This window comes from Pectobacterium colocasium (assembly GCF_020181655.1).
Taxonomy (GTDB): Bacteria; Pseudomonadota; Gammaproteobacteria; order Enterobacterales; family Enterobacteriaceae; genus Pectobacterium; species Pectobacterium colocasium.
Window position 1 is genome coordinate 4,818,231 of record NZ_CP084032.1, and the last position, 19,916, is coordinate 4,838,146.

The 19,916-nt window shown below is 50.3% G+C and carries 15 protein-coding genes, 2 tRNA genes and 2 rRNA genes; 8 read left to right on the forward strand and 11 right to left on the reverse strand.

Annotated features, from left to right (window positions below; genetic code table 11):
* Positions 1–202: 202 nt before the first annotated feature.
* The 4 genes from glnA to LCF41_RS21760 all read left to right on the forward strand — a co-directional run bounded on the left by glnA (position 203) and on the right by LCF41_RS21760 (position 4,578).
* On the forward strand, positions 203–1,612 hold the full coding sequence (gene glnA / locus LCF41_RS21745) for a glutamate--ammonia ligase (protein ID WP_015842300.1): 1,410 nt from the start codon (positions 203–205) through the stop codon (positions 1,610–1,612).
* Between the two features lie 214 nt (positions 1,613–1,826).
* On the forward strand, positions 1,827–2,876 hold the full coding sequence (gene glnL / locus LCF41_RS21750) for a nitrogen regulation protein NR(II) (RefSeq protein ID WP_010298136.1): 1,050 nt from the start codon (positions 1,827–1,829) through the stop codon (positions 2,874–2,876).
* A gap of 8 nt (positions 2,877–2,884) precedes the next feature.
* Positions 2,885–4,297 carry a nitrogen regulation protein NR(I) gene (gene glnG, locus LCF41_RS21755; RefSeq protein ID WP_010298133.1) on the forward strand — a complete coding sequence of 471 codons (1,413 nt, stop codon included), beginning with the start codon at positions 2,885–2,887 and terminating at the stop codon, positions 4,295–4,297.
* A gap of 143 nt (positions 4,298–4,440) precedes the next feature.
* On the forward strand, positions 4,441–4,578 hold the full coding sequence (locus LCF41_RS21760; protein WP_145962345.1) for a YshB family small membrane protein: 138 nt from the start codon (positions 4,441–4,443) through the stop codon (positions 4,576–4,578).
* A 56-nt stretch (positions 4,579–4,634) separates the two neighbouring features.
* Here LCF41_RS21760 and hemN read toward each other — a convergent pair whose 3' ends face one another.
* On the reverse strand, positions 4,635–6,008 hold the full coding sequence (hemN, locus tag LCF41_RS21765) for an oxygen-independent coproporphyrinogen III oxidase (RefSeq protein ID WP_225086310.1): 1,374 nt from the start codon (positions 6,006–6,008) through the stop codon (positions 4,635–4,637).
* A 401-nt stretch (positions 6,009–6,409) separates the two neighbouring features.
* On the reverse strand, positions 6,410–6,964 hold the full coding sequence (gene yihI, locus LCF41_RS21770) for a Der GTPase-activating protein YihI (protein WP_225086311.1): 555 nt from the start codon (positions 6,962–6,964) through the stop codon (positions 6,410–6,412).
* A gap of 176 nt (positions 6,965–7,140) precedes the next feature.
* Between yihI and yihA the strand changes: the two genes are divergently transcribed.
* Positions 7,141–7,776, forward strand: a complete 636-nt coding sequence (yihA, locus tag LCF41_RS21775) for a ribosome biogenesis GTP-binding protein YihA/YsxC (protein ID WP_225086312.1) — start codon at positions 7,141–7,143, stop codon at positions 7,774–7,776.
* Between the two features lie 220 nt (positions 7,777–7,996).
* Here yihA and spfP read toward each other — a convergent pair whose 3' ends face one another.
* From spfP to LCF41_RS21795, 5 genes are all read right to left on the reverse strand, one after another.
* Positions 7,997–8,044: a small protein SpfP gene (gene spfP / locus LCF41_RS22480; protein ID WP_071892919.1), complete on the reverse strand. Its 48-nt coding sequence runs from the start codon at positions 8,042–8,044 to the stop codon at positions 7,997–7,999.
* A 162-nt stretch (positions 8,045–8,206) separates the two neighbouring features.
* Positions 8,207–10,996 carry a DNA polymerase I gene (polA, locus tag LCF41_RS21780; RefSeq protein WP_225086313.1) on the reverse strand — a complete coding sequence of 930 codons (2,790 nt, stop codon included), beginning with the start codon at positions 10,994–10,996 and terminating at the stop codon, positions 8,207–8,209.
* Between the two features lie 376 nt (positions 10,997–11,372).
* Positions 11,373–11,996, reverse strand: coding sequence for a thiol:disulfide interchange protein DsbA (gene dsbA, locus LCF41_RS21785; protein ID WP_225086314.1), 624 nt, complete (start codon positions 11,994–11,996; stop codon positions 11,373–11,375).
* A gap of 24 nt (positions 11,997–12,020) precedes the next feature.
* Positions 12,021–13,007, reverse strand: coding sequence for a serine/threonine protein kinase (locus tag LCF41_RS21790; protein WP_225086315.1), 987 nt, complete (start codon positions 13,005–13,007; stop codon positions 12,021–12,023).
* A 78-nt stretch (positions 13,008–13,085) separates the two neighbouring features.
* Positions 13,086–13,355, reverse strand: a complete 270-nt coding sequence (locus LCF41_RS21795; protein ID WP_225086316.1) for a YihD family protein — start codon at positions 13,353–13,355, stop codon at positions 13,086–13,088.
* Between the two features lie 407 nt (positions 13,356–13,762).
* Between LCF41_RS21795 and mobA the strand changes: the two genes are divergently transcribed.
* From mobA to LCF41_RS21810, 3 genes are all read left to right on the forward strand, one after another.
* Complete coding sequence (gene mobA / locus LCF41_RS21800) at positions 13,763–14,341, forward strand: molybdenum cofactor guanylyltransferase MobA (protein WP_225086317.1); 579 nt, start codon at positions 13,763–13,765, stop codon at positions 14,339–14,341.
* On the forward strand, positions 14,331–14,870 hold the full coding sequence (gene mobB, locus LCF41_RS21805) for a molybdopterin-guanine dinucleotide biosynthesis protein MobB (protein ID WP_225086318.1): 540 nt from the start codon (positions 14,331–14,333) through the stop codon (positions 14,868–14,870). The genes mobA and mobB overlap by 11 nt, the downstream gene beginning before the upstream one ends.
* A 70-nt stretch (positions 14,871–14,940) precedes the next feature.
* On the forward strand, positions 14,941–16,146 hold the full coding sequence (locus tag LCF41_RS21810; protein ID WP_225086319.1) for an ISL3 family transposase: 1,206 nt from the start codon (positions 14,941–14,943) through the stop codon (positions 16,144–16,146).
* Positions 16,147–16,338: 192 nt separating this feature from the next.
* On the opposite strand, the gene rrf is transcribed toward LCF41_RS21810, so the two are convergent.
* The 4 genes from rrf to LCF41_RS21830 form a co-directional block, all read right to left on the reverse strand.
* Positions 16,339–16,454 (reverse strand): 5S ribosomal RNA (gene rrf, locus LCF41_RS21815).
* A gap of 135 nt (positions 16,455–16,589) precedes the next feature.
* Positions 16,590–19,495, reverse strand: a 23S ribosomal RNA gene (locus LCF41_RS21820).
* Positions 19,496–19,704: 209 nt separating this feature from the next.
* Positions 19,705–19,780 (reverse strand) — tRNA-Ala (locus LCF41_RS21825).
* Positions 19,781–19,822: 42 nt separating this feature from the next.
* Positions 19,823–19,899, reverse strand: a tRNA-Ile gene (locus LCF41_RS21830).
* Positions 19,900–19,916 lie beyond the last annotated feature (17 nt).

The window sequence follows — 19,916 nt, forward strand, 5'->3', positions numbered from 1 at the left end:
AATAATTCACATACAGGGCACCGTTTTGGTGCTTTAAACTATAATGGTGCAGTGGATTTCCGTGAGAAAGCCCCAAGTAGCAACACATTGCACACATTTAAAAAGTTGGCACACTTTTAGCTTTAGTCTACTCACGGCAACAACATCAATCCACAACGATATTCGTTCCACGACGATAAATGACCAATCGGGAGAACCAAGTATGTCCGCAGAACATGTTTTGACGATGCTGAATGAGCACGAAGTGAAGTTTGTTGATTTACGCTTCACGGATACTAAAGGTAAAGAACAGCACGTCACCATTCCGGCTCATCAAGTTAATGCCGACTTCTTCGAAGAAGGTAAAATGTTTGATGGTTCCTCGATTGGCGGCTGGAAAGGTATCAACGAGTCAGACATGGTTCTGATGCCCGATGCCAGCACAGCGATGATCGACCCGTTCTTCGAAGATTCTACGCTGATCATTCGTTGTGACATTCTTGAACCAGGCACCATGCAGGGTTATGACCGCGACCCGCGTTCTATCGCGAAACGTGCGGAAGATTTCCTGCGTTCTTCTGGCATTGCCGATACCGTTCTGTTTGGGCCTGAGCCAGAATTCTTCCTGTTCGATGACATCCGTTTCGGCAGCAGCACGTCCGGTTCTCACGTTGCTATCGACGATGTTGAAGCTTACTGGAACTCCGGTAAAGAATACGAAGGCGGTAACAAAGGTCACCGTCCAGGTCTGAAAGGCGGCTACTTCCCGGTTCCACCAGTCGATTCATCACAGGACATCCGTTCTGCTATGTGTCTGACTATGGAGCAGATGGGTCTGGTTGTTGAAGCTCATCACCACGAAGTCGCAACCGCTGGTCAGAACGAAGTGGCTACCCGCTTCAACACCATGACCAAAAAAGCTGACGAAATTCAGATCTACAAATATGTCGTGCATAACGTGGCTCACGCCTACGGCAAAACTGCGACCTTTATGCCAAAACCTATGTTCGGTGATAACGGTTCTGGTATGCACTGCCACATGTCTCTGTCTAAAGACGGCACTAACCTGTTCGCTGGCGACAAATACGGCGGCCTGTCTGAACTGGCTCTGTTCTACATCGGCGGTGTTATCAAGCACGCTAAAGCCATCAACGCCTTGGCGAACCCGACCACCAACTCCTACAAGCGTCTGGTCCCTGGTTACGAAGCTCCAGTTATGCTGGCTTACTCTGCCCGTAACCGTTCTGCTTCAATCCGTATTCCGGTTGTTGCCAGCCCGAAAGCACGTCGTATCGAAGCGCGCTTCCCGGATCCAGCAGCTAACCCATACCTGTGCTTCGCTGCACTGCTGATGGCTGGCCTCGACGGCATCATCAACAAAATCCACCCTGGCGATGCGATGGACAAAAACCTGTACGATCTGCCTCCAGAAGAAGAAGCAGAGATTCCAAAAGTTGCAGGTTCTCTGGACGAAGCCCTGGCTGCACTGAACGAAGACCGCGAGTTCCTGACCCGTGGTGGCGTGTTCACCGACGACGCTATCGAAGCGTATATCGAACTGCGTAAATCTGAGATTGACCGCGTTCGTATGACGCCGCACCCAGTTGAGTTCGAACTGTACTATAGCGTTTAATAACAACAGCGTTTAATAACGACAGCATGGTTGGGTGTGCTGATACCCAACCATGCCCGATAAACAACAGAATACTAAGAAGTTTGTTCTTGTTGCCGTGGAAACGCTTCAGCCCATCTTCGGATGGGCTTTTTTCACCACCGGCATTGGCCGTTGCGACGTAACATCCATCATTCACACTACAATGCACCACGATGGTGCGGGAGTCTGCGTTATGGCAACAGGCACGCTGCCCGATGCTGGGCAGATCCTCAATTCCCTGATAAACAGCATCTTATTGCTGGATAACGATCTGGCGATTCACTATTCCAACCCGGCAGCACAGCAATTACTGGCACAAAGCTCGCGTAAATTATCCGGCACGCCACTGCCCGATTTGCTGGGATACTTTTCTCTGAATATCGATTTATTGCGTGAAAGTCTGGATTCAGGGCAAGGTTTTACGGATAACGAAGTCACCATCGTCGTAGATGGTAAAGCGCACATCATGTCGCTCACCGCTCAGCGGGTACAAAACGATTTTATCCTGCTGGAAATGGCGCCGATGGATAATCAGCGCCGTCTCAGTCAGGAACAGCTTCAACATGCACAACAGCAGGCCGCCCGTGATTTAGTCCGGGGTTTAGCGCATGAGATAAAAAATCCGCTTGGCGGATTGCGTGGCGCCGCGCAGTTGCTTGCTAAAGCGTTGCCCGATCCGGCGTTGACGGAATATACCAAGGTCATCATCGAACAGGCGGATCGCCTGCGTAATCTGGTCGATCGCCTGCTCGGGCCACAACAGCCCGGCCTGCACGTCACTCAAAGTATCCATCAGGTCGCCGAACGCGTTTGCCAGCTCGTTTCACTGGAAAAACCAGATAACGTGACGCTGGTGAAAGACTATGACCCCAGTCTGCCAGAATTGACGCACGACCCTGACCAGATTGAACAGGTACTGCTGAATATTACCCGCAATGCGCTACAGGCGCTGGGCGAGGAAGGCGGGACGATTACGATTCGTACCCGCACGGCTTTTCAGCTGACGTTACACGGCGTGCGCTATCGGCTTGCCGCACGTATTGACGTGGAAGATGACGGCCCCGGCGTACCCGCTCAACTCCAGGACACCCTGTTTTACCCGATGGTGAGCGGGCGCGAAGGGGGAACCGGTTTAGGGCTTTCCATCGCCCGCAGTCTGATCGACCAGCACTCCGGTAAAATTGAATTTAACAGTTGGCCAGGACACACCGAATTCTCGGTTTACCTGCCCATTCGCCAGTGAGGTTCACAATGCAACGAGGGATAGTCTGGATTGTCGATGACGATAGCTCCATCCGTTGGGTGCTTGAGCGCGCGCTTGCTGGTGCGGGTTTAACCTGCGCAACGTTTGAGAACGGAAATCAGGTACTACATGCGTTAGCAACACAAACCCCCGACGTTCTGCTGTCCGACATCCGCATGCCAGGGATGGATGGATTAGCGCTCTTACAGCAAATCAAACAGCGCCACCCGATGCTCCCGGTCATCATTATGACGGCACATTCTGATTTGGATGCCGCCGTCAGTGCTTACCAACAGGGTGCGTTCGACTATTTGCCGAAGCCGTTCGATATTGATGAAGCCGTTGCGCTGGTTGAGCGCGCGATCAGCCATTATCTGGAACAGCAGCAGCCGGTACGTAACCAGCCGATCAATGGCCCGACAACGGACATTATCGGCGAAGCGCCCGCGATGCAGGATGTCTTCCGCATCATTGGCCGTCTGTCTCGCTCATCGATCAGCGTGCTGATTAACGGCGAATCGGGAACGGGTAAAGAGCTGGTAGCACATGCCCTGCATCGCCACAGCCCGCGCACCAAAGCCCCTTTTATCGCCCTGAATATGGCAGCTATTCCCAAAGATCTGATCGAATCAGAACTGTTCGGCCACGAAAAAGGCGCGTTTACGGGAGCGAACCAGATTCGTCAGGGTCGCTTTGAGCAGGCTGATGGCGGAACGCTATTTTTGGATGAAATCGGTGACATGCCGCTAGACGTGCAAACACGTCTGTTGCGCGTCTTGGCAGACGGACAGTTTTATCGCGTTGGCGGCTATGCGGCGGTGAAAGTAGACGTCCGCATTATCGCGGCAACGCACCAAAACCTTGAACAGCGCGTGCAGGAAGGCAAGTTCCGTGAGGATCTGTTTCACCGCCTGAACGTGATCCGCGTTCATTTACCGCCGCTGCGTGAGCGTCGAGAAGATATCCCTCGTCTGGCGCGTTATTTCTTGCAGGCCACAGCAAAAGAGCTGGGCGTCGAGCCGAAGAATCTGCATCCAGAAGCGGAAACGGCGCTAACCCGTTTGCCGTGGCCCGGCAACGTGCGCCAATTGGAAAACACCTGTCGTTGGTTGACGGTCATGGCCGCCGGTCAGGAAGTACTGATTCAGGATCTGCCGCCCGAACTGTTCGAGACCACGGCACCAGATTCCACTGTACATATTCTGCCGGACAGCTGGGCTACGCTATTGGCACAATGGGCCGATCGCGCGCTGCGTTCCGGTCATCAAAACCTGCTGGCGGAGGCCCAACCGGAAATGGAAAGGACGCTGCTGACAACAGCACTGCGGCATACGCAGGGTCATAAGCAGGAAGCGGCAAGATTGCTGGGGTGGGGTAGAAATACTCTGACGCGTAAACTAAAAGAGCTGGGAATGGAGTAGCGAGATTGCTTTTTTATTACTCAATTGTTAACAAACAAACTGGTGATAAAAAATACAATCTGGCGCACGAAATTGTCACTAATTTGTCCTTTACTTGCCTCGAGTCAGCAGTATGATCGTGTCGCTGATTCGGGAGGAACACCATGCTGGACTCATTGATTTCCGTTGCAACACTTTCCGTTGCAACACATGGCGCTGAAATTGGCTCCGCGGCAAGCCATTCGCCGCAGGCTGCTATTGCCGCCGTATTGTGTGCTGCACTGATTAATTTCTTTAGTTGATCACAAAAGTTTGAGAACAGCCAGTCGGTACTAACATCGACTGGCTGTTTTTTTGACTAAATCACGCGGGAAAACTGCTGTGTTCTGAGCTTGCTACGCAGATAGACGTCAAAGCACATACAGATATTGCGGATCAGCAAACGTCCTTTCGGCGTCACCACCAGCCCGTCCTCCTGACTATCCACCAGCCCATCAGCCACCAGCGGAGCCAGCAACGCTAAATCCTGCTCAAAGTAGGTTTTAAAATCGATCGTATATTCTGCTTCAATGGGCGCATAGCTAAGCTGGAAATTACAAATTAGCGTCTTAATCACATCGCGACGAAGGCAGTCGTCACGCGTCAATTGCAGCCCGCGCCACAAGGCATTTCCTTTGTCTTTAACCTGCGCATAATACTGCTTCAGTTCCTTCTGGTTCTGGGCATAGCTATCACCGATCATACTAATCGCAGACACCCCCATCCCAAGCAGATCGCTATCGCCCTGCGTCGTATAGCCCTGAAAATTGCGATGCAGCTTCCCTTCTCGCTGCGCCACGGCCAGTTCATCGTCCGGGCGAGCAAAGTGATCCATACCGATAAACTGATAGCCCGATTGTGTCAGCGACCCAATCGTCTGTTGCAGAATATCCAGCTTTTGCTCCGCGCTCGGTAAATCCGCTTCTTTGATCTTGCGCTGCGCAGCGAACAGGCTGGGTAAATGCGCATAGTTAAAGACGCTAAGCCGGTGCGGGCTTAATTCCGCAACGCGCTGTAGTGTAAAAGCGAAGCTTTCCGGCGTTTGCTTCGGCAGGCCGTAAATCAAATCGATATTGGTTGAGGTGAAGCACAGCGCCTTTGCCCGCTCAATAAGGGCAAAAATAAAGTCTTCATCCTGCTCACGATTGACCAGCTTCTGAACGTCTTTATTAAAATCCTGAACGCCCATGCTCAAGCGGTTAAACCCTTCGGCGCGCAGATGATCGAGGACGTCCAGCTCAATTTCTCGTGGATCGACTTCAAGCGACAGCTCAGCCTGCTCGGAAAAAGAGAACAGCTCACGCAGCAGTGACATCAGTCGACTAATTTGTGCTTTATTCAGGTAGGTTGGCGTACCACCGCCCCAATGCAATTGCGTCACCGTTCGCCCGGCGAATAGCGGCGCACGCTGGCGAATTTCCTGCTCCAGCACATCAAGGTACTCATCCGCTTTATGCTGCTGACGCGTAACCAGCTTATTACAGCCGCAGAAATAGCACAGCCGATGGCAAAAAGGGATATGGATGTACAGCGACAGCGGTCGCTGCGGATAACGGACGATGGCCTGTTGAAACGCAGGCTCATCGTAAGCTTCATTGAATTCTAACGCTGTGGGATAAGACGTATAACGCGGCCCAGAATAGTTATATTTTTGAATCAGGGCCAGATCCCAGTCAACGGACGGTATCGACATATTCGCTCACTCCTTCCAGTTTTTACTCGGTGGGTTATCCTTCCCCTCCTTTAGATCACCAAAAATGGCGCTCAAAAACGTTTCCTACGTTTTGTTACTCGTCTCATCCCTGAGACTCGCCCTAAAGGGTCGTCACCTTGTGACGTTCAAAAACGCTCCCGGCGTTTTGTTACTCGTCTCATCCTTGAGACTCGCCCTAAAGGGCCGTCACCTTGTGACGTTCAAAAACGCTCCCGGCGTTTTTGTCTTGGGCGTTGGCGTCGCGCATGATTCATACGCCCGTTAAACAAGGCGCGGTGCAATCGGTGCTTACGCTTCGACAATAGCCATAGTTTACTGAACAGACAGAGCAGATAAAACGCAACCAGCAATATCAGGAACAGAAACAGCCATTTCATTGATTAGAACGCGTCTTTCGGATTATTGCGTTTTAAAAGCTGCAACATATCTTCCTGCTGTTCTTCTTCGTCATCATCACCCAGCTCAATGCCAAGCTCTTCCATCAGGATATCGATACGATCCAGCGTTTCATCAACCCATGACTGATCTTTGGCGCTCAGCGTTTCACCGCTATCCAGACGATCTAATAAAGCATCCAGACGTGAATCGTTTTCTAACATTTCCAGCTCTTCTTCGGGTGACATTGCCGGCTTGGCAGCAACGACTTTCTCTACAGGCGCAGAAGGCTTCGATTTTGGCTTCGGTTTCTCAATGGCGCTGTCTAACACGCCAAGCTGTACAGGTTTTTTACTACCAATACGTGGATCGGCTGCTTTACGCTGACCAGAACGCTGGTCGGTGGACGCTTTTTCCTGAGTTCGGCTACCCGCCGCGTGGCCACGATGCTTTTTATCTTTCTTCCGATCGCGCGCTTCGCGCTCTAACTCTTCGCGAGTCTTTCTTTTTACTTTGGGTTTTCCTGCCTTATCGGCAGCCCCTTTGACAGGTCGGTTCATAATGTTGTTCTCAGGTACACAGATATAAGGGAAGTCCGGCGGAATCTAGCAGAAAGCCCGCGAATAAAAAAGCGTCCACATCAGACGGCTGAGCTTTGAGGCAGATAAACCCGCCTTTATTGTCAGTTACAGGTATAATCCCCAACCAGACAGAGATCCAGATAGAGATAACCATCGTGACCCAGCAATATAACTACCACATGACGCGTTTTATCATCAGCGCCCCGGATATTCGCCATCTGGCAACAGATAGCGGTATTGAAGTGGCCTTTGCTGGGCGCTCTAACGCCGGAAAATCCAGCGCGCTGAACACGCTGACCAACCAGAAGAACCTGGCACGAACCAGTAAAACGCCAGGTCGTACCCAGTTGATCAACCTGTTCGAGGTGACCGACGGCGTGCGTTTGGTCGATCTCCCCGGCTATGGCTACGCCGAAGTGCCCGAGCAAATGAAGATCAAATGGCAACGTGCGCTCGGTGAATACCTGCAAAAGCGTAACAGCCTGAAGGGACTTGTGGTGCTAATGGATATTCGCCATCCGCTGAAAGATCTTGATCAGCAAATGATTCAGTGGGCAGTCGATGTCGAGCTTCCAGTCTTAGTGCTGCTGACCAAAGCCGATAAGCTGGCTTCAGGCGCACGTAAGGCACAGTTGAATACGGTTCGCGAGGCTGTCTTGCCATTTATGGGTGATATTCAGGTCGAAGCGTTTTCGTCACTGAAAAAACTCGGCGTCGATAAACTACGGCAGAAATTGGATAACTGGTTCAGTACGCTGGAACACGCTGAAGAAGAACAAGAAGCAGAATAATCCTTTCGCGTGGTGCAGAGCATCCTCACTCGCATCACGCCCCACTTTCCCGTAATGCTCCCCCACCAGAGACGCTCTTTTCACCCTCGAAACCGTGCTGACACCGAGCTACCCAGCACGTAGCTACCAGTGTGTTAAGTGGTAAAAATGTTTTGAGGGTAAAACCCGGATAAGCCCCATAAAAAACGCCCCGCTCAAAACTGAGCGGGGCGGCTAATATTCAGCCAAATCCGATTACGTGAAGTAAAAGGTCTGAAAGATAGAACATCTTACCTCTGTACCCTACGTCTTTAACTCTACCCTATTTTTTCACGGGAACAAAGGATTTTTTGTTGTTTACTTTCATAGAAAATGGTTATCGATTACACAAAGTTAAACCAGGTCACACAATACTGTTATTTAATTACAGAAATAGCGCGAGAATCAGCCATTAATGTGCTTCATCCCAGTTCATGCCCGTACCGATATCAACCTGTAACGGGACATTCAGTTGCATACAACCTTCCATTAATGCTTTGATTTTACTGATTGATTCTTCAATAACCGAATCGTGGATCTCGAAAACCAGCTCATCGTGAACCTGCATGATCATCTTCACCTGCGGCGCATCTTTCTGTAGCCAGTCGTCAATCGCGATCATCGCTTTCTTAATAATATCAGCAGCAGTGCCCTGCATCGGGGCGTTAATCGCCGCACGCTCCGCACCTTTACGCGCCATCGCATTGCGAGAATGGATATCAGGCAGGTAGAGGCGGCGACCATCCAATGTAGACACATAGCCATGTTCCGCGGCCTGTTGGCGCGTTCGCTCCATGTAATCCTGCACACCGGGGTAACGCTCAAAATACAGGTTCATGTATTTCTGCGATTCGCTACGGGGAATATTCAACTGACGCGACAGACCAAACGCGCTCATACCGTAGATCAGACCAAAGTTGATCGCTTTCGCACTGCGACGCTGTTCTGATGTCACCTTATCCAGCGCAGTACCAAACACTTCTGACGCCGTTGCCCGATGGATATCCAGCCCGTTCGCGAATGCGTTCAACAGCCCTTTATCACCCGATAGGTGCGCCATGATACGCAGTTCGATTTGGGAATAGTCCGCCGCCACAATGCTGTAGCCCTTCGGCGCGATAAATGCCTGACGAATACGGCGCCCTTCATCATTACGCACCGGGATATTTTGCAGGTTCGGATCGCTGGAAGACAAACGCCCGGTCGCAGTAACAGCCTGATGATAGGACGTATGTACGCGCTTCGTCGCCGGATTGATCATCAGCGGTAGCTTATCGGTGTAAGTAGATTTCAGCTTGGCCAACCCACGATATTCCAGGATCAGCTTCGGCAGAGGGTAATCCAGCGCCAGCTCAGCCAGCACTTCCTCATTGGTTGACGGTGCGCCTTTTGGCGTTTTCTTCAGAATTGGCAGCTTTTGCTTTTCATACAGAATGCCCTGTAGCTGCTTGGTCGATGAGAGATTGAACTCTTCGCCCGCCAGCTCATACGCTTGTGTTTCCAGCTCCGCCAAACGGATTGTCAGCTCTTTTGAGTGCTCCGCCAGAATTGCGGGATCGATCAGCACGCCAGTACGTTCGATGCGGGATAAAACTGGCACCAGCGGCATATCGATAGTCTGGAAGACCTGACACAGGTCTGCATGCGGCTGAAGTTTCCCCCACAGTTTCTGGTGCAGATGCAGCGTGACGTCCGCATCCTCGGCCGCATAAGGCCCAGCCTGTTCCAGTGCGATCTGATTAAACGTCAGCTGATTTTTCCCCTTACCCGCGATCTCTTCAAAGGTAATGGTTTTGTGGTTCAGATAACGTTCGGCCAGGCTATCCATATCGTGGCGACCGGCCACGCTGTCGAGTACGTAGGATTCCAACATGGTATCAAACGCGATACCGCGTAAATCGATGCCGTACCGCTGCATCATGCCTTTATCAAATTTGAGATTCTGACCAACCTTAAGCAGCTTCTCATCTTCCAACAGTGGTTTGAACAAAGCCAAAACCTTGTCGCGATCCAGCTGTTCTGGTGCATCCAGATAATCATGCGCCAACGGCAAATAAGCCGCTTCACCCGGTTTAATCGCAAATGATAGACCTATCAGGTTAGCAGTAAGCGTATCCAGCCCGTCGGTTTCCGTATCAAAAGCGAAAACGTCAGCCTGTTTTAAACGCTCAACCCAATCGAGCAGCGTTTTCTCATCAAGAATCGTGACATAACCGTCGGCAGAAAGCGCAGGAGCATCCCCCTCTTCAGCAGCCTGCTCGACCACAGCCTTGCTCACAGCCTGAACTGGCTGGCTACTTTTTTTACCTTCCAGCCAGGTGCCAGATTCAACATCTGATAACCAGCGTTTGAATTCATAACGGGAAAAAAGACGATGCAGTTCATCCACGTCCGGTTCATTAACGGTAAGCTGCTCGCTGCTGAGATCCAGCTCAACATCCGTTTTAATAGTGGCAAGCTGATAAGAGAGGTAGGCCACATCTTTATGCTGTTCCAGCTTCGGCGCCATGGTTTTCGCACCACGGAAAGAAAGCTCGGCAATTTTATCCAGATTGGCATACAGCGCATCCAACCCACCGAGACCTTGCAATAGCGCCTGCGCCGTTTTTTCACCCACGCCGGGTACGCCAGGAATGTTATCCGATGCATCTCCCATCAGCGCTAGGAAATCGATAATCAACTCAGGGGGAATACCATATTTATCACACACTTCTTGCGGGCCCAGAATCGTGTTATTCATGGTATTAATGAGCGTCACGCTTGGCGTCACCAACTGTGCCATATCTTTATCGCCGGTACTAATCAGCACCGACTTACCCGCTTTTTCCGCCTGAACGGCGAGCGTGCCAATCACATCGTCCGCTTCTACGCCGGAAACGGCCAAAAGCGGCAGTCCCATCGCTTTCACCATACTATGCAAAGGTTCTATCTGTTCGCGTAGATCCTCTGGCATCGGTGGTCGGTGAGCCTTATAGTTTTCGAACAGTTCATCGCGAAACGTTTTTCCTTTCGCATCAAAAACAACGGCAACATGGCTGGGCTGATATTGCAGCAGCAAACTGCGTAGCATATTCAGTACGCCATACATTGCACCGGTTGCTTCTCCCGCGCTGTTTGTTAGCGGTGGAAAAGCGTGATAAGCACGATACAAATAGGATGAACCGTCTACCAGTATTAAAGGGTTTTCTGCAATCTGAGCCATAGCCTGCCGTGATCGTTGTTGTCTGTCATGGCGCTAAGCATGCCATAGGTCAGGGAAAGAGACGATCCTTAACGTAAGATATTGGCTGATTTTGCATGGATCCTCGCAAGATCTTTCTGTGGATAACTTTGTGAATAGTTTTATCCCGTTAATTATTAATCTCTTCTGTTATCTTACGAATTTTTTTTATATTCATTAATTTCATACATTTATAATATAAACTGTTTATTTTTGAGACATGATAAACCGTCATCCAATTTGTGGATATAAATAAACAGATAAATAGCCATTGTAGGTTAGGGTGATATAAAGATAAGAAGGTGAACAGCGAAAAGGTATACAGTCATGCGGGTAAACCGCATGACTTATTAAATAATTACTTTTTAGTAAGGAGGAAATTCACAACGTCAGCGTACTGTTTGGCATAATTATCCATTGAACTGGTATCAAGGCCATCGCTTTTTATCATGTATTTGCCGTTCACGAACACAGCCGGAACACCTCGCAGTTGCAAATCGGCAGCCGCTTTTTCCTGTTGTGCAACCAGAGATTTCACCACAAAACTATTCAATGCACTGTCGTAGTCTTCCGCTTTTACACCCGCAGCGACAAAAACCTGACGAATGTCTTGAGGTTGTTTCACCGTCTGAGTTTTTTGGACAGCATCAAACATCAGTGTGGAGACTTTGTCTTCTACTCCCAAGGCAATTGCCACCGCCCAAGCCTGAGTCAAGTCCTTACCTAATGGCCCCAGAAAATCGACATGGTACTTTGTTAATTTAGCATCAGTCGGAAGGGATTTCTGAATAGCATCAGGAATATGGTAAACCTGAGAGAACTGGTAACAATGTGGACAATAGAATGAGAAGAACTCCAACACCTGAGGGGATTGAGTAGCAGGTTTATCCAGCGTAACATACTGCTTACCATCAGAAAAATCAGCAGCAGACGCACTAAACGCAAACACAATGCCAGCCAGCACAAGCCATAATTTCTTCATAAATTTAACTCTCTCCATTTAATTTCAGTACATTGGCATTAGCTGCAGAGGAGGTTCCTGTAACAGCTGAGTTTGCCCAATAAATATTGCCGTTTGCTTCAACCAAAAATCAGCATCCGTCATCCAGGGGAAATTTTTCGGAAAAGCTGGGTCTTCCCAGCGACGAGCCACCCAAGCTAAATAATAAATCTGTCGCATCGCACGAAGCGGTTCGATCAGTGCGAGCTCTTTCTCCTGAAACTCCGCAAATTCGCTATAGGCCTCTAACAAAATATCCAGTTGAATACGTTGTTCACGTCGGTCACCGTGCAACAACATCCATAAATCCTGTATTGCCGGGCCATTGCGGGCATCATCCAAATCTACAAATAGCGGGCCATCACGCCACAAAATATTGCCAGGGTGACAATCTCCATGCAAACGCAGTGGCCGCCAGTCGCTGTGCCAATAAGTTTCAACTGTATCAATCAGTTGACGGGTTGCCTGTAAAAAATCATGTCGATGTATTTGCGGTATTAACGGACATGTTTCCAACAACCGATAAGGCTCATGCAGATATTCATTTACCCCAATCGTCGGACGCTCGGCGAATAACGCTTTCTGCCCCGTTTGGTGAATCCGGCCAAGAAAACGACCGACCCACTCTAGCTGATCTTCATTATCCATTTCATACTGCCGCCCCCCCACACTGGGGAATACGGCAAAATGAAAGCCTTCATAGACATTCAGTGTCTGTCCATTAAGCAAAACGGGCGCGACAACAGGGACTTCATCTTCTGCCAACTGCTGGGCAAAAATATGCTCTTCCTGAATCTGTGCCGTGATCCACCGTTCCGGGCGATAAAATTTCACCACAAAGCGTTTACGATCTTCATCCGTAAACTGATACACCCGATTTTCATAGCTGTTTAGCGCCGTCAGGCCGGAATCAACGCGCAGCCCAACGTTCAGCAAGGCATCCATGATCAGCTCAGGGAACAGCGTCTGGAAATTAAAGACTGAACTATTCATCGCGGCCACAATAGGTCAGAGACGACGTAAAACATATGCGTGCAATAGTTAGCATCATGAACGTGTTATTCCTTTCCACTAGTCTTTAATAACTCCCCGGGCACGAAGCAAAGCGGTCTTGAAGTCCTCTTCATAGTCTTTCTTCAAACCGGGAATGACTTGTTCTTTATCTGCATCACGCATTTTTAGATGGTAAATAAGGATATCATCAGTCAGTTCATTTAACTGCCCCTCGAACCCCGCCTCCTGTGCAAGGTTTTGTAAAAATTGCACAAGATTTAAATCGGGTTCTTTTTGCCAGGCTGAGTGCAGCAGTTCAATCAACTCATTAACGCGATGACATTTCATTTTTTTCTCCTTAAAAACGATTTGTACTCAATAAATTTCAATATGCAGTAAGTTACCTAAGAGATATTGAGCATATACCCTAAATAATTCGAGTTTCAGGACAAAACGTTAGCGTTTTGAACAACGCTATGCGTTGACCCGCTAGGGCGAGGCTCATTTATGAGTCTCGTAATGCGGCAAGCGAGGGAATCCCGATGAGCTTACACTGGTAAGTGATTCGGGTGACCGAACGCGGCCAACGCACATGCAACTTGAAGTATGACGGGTATATAGTGATAAAAATAACAGCCTTGCGTACATGAGGAAAGAACTTGGTCTTCTACAAAAGTTTTCAGAGAATAGTGCAGGGTTATCCCTCAGAAACCTTCAGAACAGAGGAAAGTGGGCATAGATAATTGGGAAGTAAAATGATTACAGGGGTTATTCTCGCAGGCGGACGGGCAACGCGTATGGGCGGACACGATAAGGGTCTGGTAGCACTGAACGGTAAGCCGCTATATCTACACGTTCTATCTCGGCTTAGAGCGCAGGTCGATGAGGTTATTATCAGTGCCAACCGCAATCAGGCTGTGTATGCGCAAAGTGGATGCCGCATTATTAGCGATGCTGATACGCGTTTTTTAGGCCCGCTGGCGGGCATTCTAAGTGGACTACATGCCGCCACGTCTGAATGGGTGGTGTTCGTCCCCTGCGATGTCCCTGCCTTCCCCCTCGATCTGGTGCATCGCTTGTGGCAAAAACGGGGGGAAGAAAATGCGGCTTATGCCACTGACGGAGAGCGTCCACATCCCACATTACTCTTAATTAATAAAAATCTTATTGAACCACTAGAGACCTATCTACATCTCGGAAATCGTAAGCTGATGCTATTTATGGAACAGGTTGGAGCAAAAGCCGTTTCATTTAACGAACAGCCTGAAGCGTTTCACAATCTGAACTCACCTGAAGATTTATCTAATTGGGAGGATCAACGCAGTGGGTTCTAATCATCTCCCTTTACTCGCTGTCGCCGCTTATAGCGGTACAGGTAAAACAACGTTACTTAAATACGTCATTCCTCTGCTGATGAATCATGGTGTTAGAGTCGGGTTAATTAAACATACGCACCACCAAATGGACATTGATACACCAGGCAAAGACAGCTATGAATTGCGTAAAGCTGGCGCGGCGCAAACCATCGTTGCCAGCAATCAAAGGTGGGCATTAATGACGGAGACCCCAGAGCAGGAAGAGCCAAATATTTACAATCTGGTAGAGAAAATGGATGCCTCGACTCTCGACCTAGTGCTGGTTGAGGGCTTTAAACATGAAAAGATCGCTAAAATAGCCCTATTTCGCCAATCGTTGGGCAGAGAATTAAGTGATTTGATCGATGAATATGTTATCGCTATTGCGGCAGATACCGAGATACGCACCATACTTCCGGTGCTTGATATCAATCAGCCTGAGCAAGTTGCTGATTTTATTCACCAATGGCTTAAAAATGGTTCATCGCGCTTAAGCGTGAACCAATAGAAAACGGCGGTAAAAGTGGTTAGTTTTGTATTCGCCAAAACACTAACCGACCACTCAACCGCCGTCTGCCATGAATGCTAACCTCTCTTCCCTTTTCTGGGAAGGCTTTACCGTTGACTCCTTTTCCCATTCCTCATCTGATGCGCTGCTTATTACGCTTCGCCCAGACCCCCGTTTTGCACCCCAGTGCCGCCGATGTGGCCGAAGAGACTGTGCCGTTCATGATGTCTCTGTACGTCAGGTTCGTGAGCGGGATTTGCTGCACTGGCGCGTCACCCTTCTGGTTCCTGTTCGTCGTCTTCGCTGCGCCTGCTGCGGTGTTGCCACCGAACGTATCTCCTGGTTGCCTGAGAGGCAGCGTTACACCTCTACATTATCCGTCTGGGTTGAGTCTCTTAGCCGTCTACTCCCCGTGAAGCACGTAGCACAGCTGACAGGCCTGCACTGGCACACCATCAAGAATATCGACCTCCGCCGTTTGCGTCGGGAATTGCAGGAGCCAGAGCGACATACACTTCGCCGCCTGATAATGGATGAGTTCGCCCTGTTTAAAGGTCATCGCTATGCCACTGTGGTCGTGGACGCTGATACGCAGCAGGTGCTGTGGGTCGGGGAAGGTCGCAGCCGCGCGGCCTTCCGCCCGTTCTTCACCTGGCTGGGACCGGAAGGCTGCGCGGCTATCGAGTCTGTCGCAATGGACATGAACACGGCGCTGGACCTTGAAGTCAGGGAGCAATGCCCACAGGCGGAAGTGGTCTATGACTTGTTCCACGTGGTGGCGAAGTTCGGTCGCGAGGTCATCGACAGGGTGCGGGTTGACCAGGCGAATCAGCTACGTGACAACGCGAAAGCCCGGAAGGTTATCAAGCGCAGCCGCTGGCTGTTGCTGCGTAACGCTGAAAATCTGCCAGCAGGTCATGATGTAAAGCTGGCAGAGTTGCTGGAGGCCAACCAGCCGCTGAACACCGTGTACGTGATGAAAACTGCGCTGAAAGAGCTGTGGTATGCGCCGGATAAGGAGGTGGCCCGGCATCGCTGGGATGAATGGTACAGGCAGTCTCAGGAGAGCGATATAAAAGCGCTGCAGCAGTTCGCAGATAAGCTCAAGGGCTACGTGAGCGGGATAATCGCCAGTGCTGAACATCGTCTGAATACGAGTGTGCTGGAGGGGATGAATAACAAAATCAAGGTACTAAAGCGAATGGCTTATGGATACCGGGATAACGACTACTTCTTCCTGAAAATTAAAGCAGCGTTCCCCGGTAAAGCGCGATGAACCTTAAAAATAACCGTCTGTAGTTCGGAGTAGGTCGCCGTTTACACTAAGCCATTCAGTAATCGGCTGATAGCGGCGATCTTTCACCACAGTATAGAGATTCATGATGGGTCTTCCTGACGGTGTTGTCTTCTCCAAAACGCAGAAAGCAAAAAGCCCCTGTCTTTCGACAGGGGGCTTCCACTATTTGATGCCTGGCAGTTCCCTACTCTCACATGGGGAAGCCCCACACTACCATCGGCGCTACGGCGTTTCACTTCTGAGTTCGGCATGGGGTCAGGTGGGACCACCGCGCTATCGCCGCCAGGCAAATTCTGTTTCATTCCAACCGTCGCACTTCAGTCGCTTTCGCTTCTCTCTGCACAACCATCAGAACCAATCTTCGAACAAGCTGAGTATTGTTTTTTATGAGTCATCATCACTCAAAACACCTTCGGTGTTGTAAGGTTAAGCCTCTCGGGTCATTAGTACTGGTCAGCTCAACGTATCGCTACGCTTACACACCCAGCCTATCTACGTCGTCGTCTTCAACGGCCCTTCAGGGGTATCAAGTACCCAGGGAAGACTCATCTCGAGGCAAGTTTCCCGCTTAGATGCTTTCAGCGGTTATCTCTTCCGCACTTAGCTACCGGGCAATGCAATTGGCATCACAACCCGTACACCAGTGGTGCGTTCACTCCGGTCCTCTCGTACTAGGAGCAACCCCTCTCAATCTTCCAGCGCCCACGGCAGATAGGGACCGAACTGTCTCACGACGTTCTAAACCCAGCTCGCGTACCACTTTAAATGGCGAACAGCCATACCCTTGGGACCTACTTCAGCCCCAGGATGTGATGAGCCGACATCGAGGTGCCAAACACCGCCGTCGATATGAACTCTTGGGCGGTATCAGCCTGTTATCCCCGGAGTACCTTTTATCCGTTGAGCGATGGCCCTTCCATTCAGAACCACCGGATCACTAAGACCTGCTTTCGCACCTGCTCGAGCTGTCACTCTCGCAGTCAAGCTAGCTTATGCCTTTGCACTAACCTCCTGATGTCCGACCAGGATTAGCTAACCTTCGTGCTCCTCCGTTACGCTTTGGGAGGAGACCGCCCCAGTCAAACTACCCACCAGACACTGTCCGCAACCCGGTTTACGGGCCCACGTTAGAACATCAAACATTAAAGGGTGGTATTTCAAGGTCGGCTCCACGCAGACTGGCGTCCACGCTTCAAAGCCTCCCACCTATCCTACACATCAAGGCTCAAGGTTCAGTGTCAAGCTATAGTAAAGGTTCACGGGGTCTTTCCGTCTTGCCGCGGGTACACTGCATCTTCACAGCGAGTTCAATTTCACTGAGTCTCGGGTGGAGACAGCCTGGCCATCATTACGCCATTCGTGCAGGTCGGAACTTACCCGACAAGGAATTTCGCTACCTTAGGACCGTTATAGTTACGGCCGCCGTTTACCGGGGCTTCGATCAAGAGCTTCGCCTTGCGGCTGACCCCATCAATTAACCTTCCGGCACCGGGCAGGCGTCACACCGTATACGTCCACTTTCGTGTTTGCACAGTGCTGTGTTTTTATTAAACAGTTGCAGCCAGCTGGTATCTTCGACTGGTCTCAGCTCCATCCGCAAGGGACTTCACCTTACACCAGCGTGCCTTCTCCCGAAGTTACGGCACCATTTTGCCTAGTTCCTTCACCCGAGTTCTCTCAAGCGCCTGAGTATTCTCTACCTGACCACCTGTGTCGGTTTGGGGTACGATTCGGTGTTACCTGGAGCTTAGAGGCTTTTCCTGGAAGCGTAGCATCAGTTACTTCATCACCGTAGTGACTCGTCATCACGCCTCAGTGTTAACGATGACCCGGATTTACCAAAGTCACCCACCTTCACGCTTAAACCGGGACAACCGTCGCCCGGATAACCTAGCTTTCTCCGTCCCCCCTTCGCAGTAACACCCAGTACAGGAATATTAACCTGTTTCCCATCGACTACGCTTTTCAGCCTCGCCTTAGGGGTCGACTCACCCTGCCCCGATTAACGTTGGACAGGAACCCTTGGTCTTCCGGCGTGCGGGTTTTTCACCCGCATTATCGTTACTTATGTCAGCATTCGCACTTCTGATACCTCCAGCAACCCTCACAGGCCACCTTCGCAGGCTTACAGAACGCTCCCCTACCCAACAACACCTGAGTGTCGCTGCCGCAGCTTCGGTGCATGGTTTAGCCCCGTTACATCTTCCGCGCAGGCCGACTCGACCAGTGAGCTATTACGCTTTCTTTAAATGATGGCTGCTTCTAAGCCAACATCCTGGCTGTCTGTGCCTTCCCACATCGTTTCCCACTTAACCATGACTTTGGGACCTTAGCTGGCGGTCTGGGTTGTTTCCCTCTTCACGACGAACGTTAGCACCCGCCGTGTGTCTCCCGTGATAACATTCTTCGGTATTCGCAGTTTGCATCGGGTTGGTAAGTCGGGATGACCCCCTAGCCGAAACAGTGCTCTACCCCCGAAGATGAATTCACGAGGCGCTACCTAAATAGCTTTCGGGGAGAACCAGCTATCTCCCGGTTTGATTGGCCTTTCACCCCCAGCCACAAGTCATCCGCTAATTTTTCAACATTAGTCGGTTCGGTCCTCCAGTTAGTGTTACCCAACCTTCAACCTGCCCATGGCTAGATCACCGGGTTTCGGGTCTATACCCTGCAACTTAACGCCCAGTTAAGACTCGGTTTCCCTGCGGCTCCCCTAAACGGTTAACCTTGCTACAGAATATAAGTCGCTGACCCATTATACAAAAGGTACGCAGTCACCTAACAAGTAGGCTCCCACTGCTTGTACGTACACGGTTTCAGGTTCTATTTCACTCCCCTCGCCGGGGTTCTTTTCGCCTTTCCCTCACGGTACTGGTTCACTATCGGTCAGTCAGGAGTATTTAGCCTTGGAGGATGGTCCCCCATATTCAGACAGGATGTCACGTGTCCCGCCCTACTCATCGAACTCACAATCTGTGCATTTTTGTGTACGGGACTATCACCCTTTACTGTGCGACTTTCCAGACGCTTCCACTAACACACAAACTGATTCAGGTTCTGGGCTCTTCCCCGTTCGCTCGCCGCTACTGGGGGAATCTCGGTTGATTTCTTTTCCTCGGGGTACTGAGATGTTTCAGTTCCCCCGGTTCGCCTCATTAACCTATGGATTCAGTTAATGATAGTGTGTCGAAACACACTGGGTTTCCCCATTCGGGTATCGTCGGGTATAACGCTTCATATCAGCTTACCGACGCTTATCGCAGATTAGCACGCCCTTCATCGCCTCTGACTGCCTAGGCATCCACCGTGTACGCTTAGTCGCTTAACCTCACAACCCGAAGGTGTCTTTGATAAATCAAAGTCATCATCGTGCTGTGATTATTTGAGAGACTCATTGACAGACTGATGCACCATTTACACCCGAAGGCATCAATGTATGTTCAGCTGTCATGTTTCAATTTTCAGCTTGTTCCAGATTGTTAAAGAGCAAAATACTTCGCAGCATACTGTTTCCAATACGCTCTGAAGTCTTTTTAATGGTGGAGCTATGCGGGATCGAACCGCAGACCTCCTGCGTGCAAAGCAGGCGCTCTCCCAGCTGAGCTATAGCCCCATCGTTGCTTACAGATACCTTACATACCACTCACGGAAGAGTTGGTAGGCCTGAGTGGACTTGAACCACCGACCTCACCCTTATCAGGGGTGCGCTCTAACCACCTGAGCTACAAGCCTATTAAGGTATTTCTGCT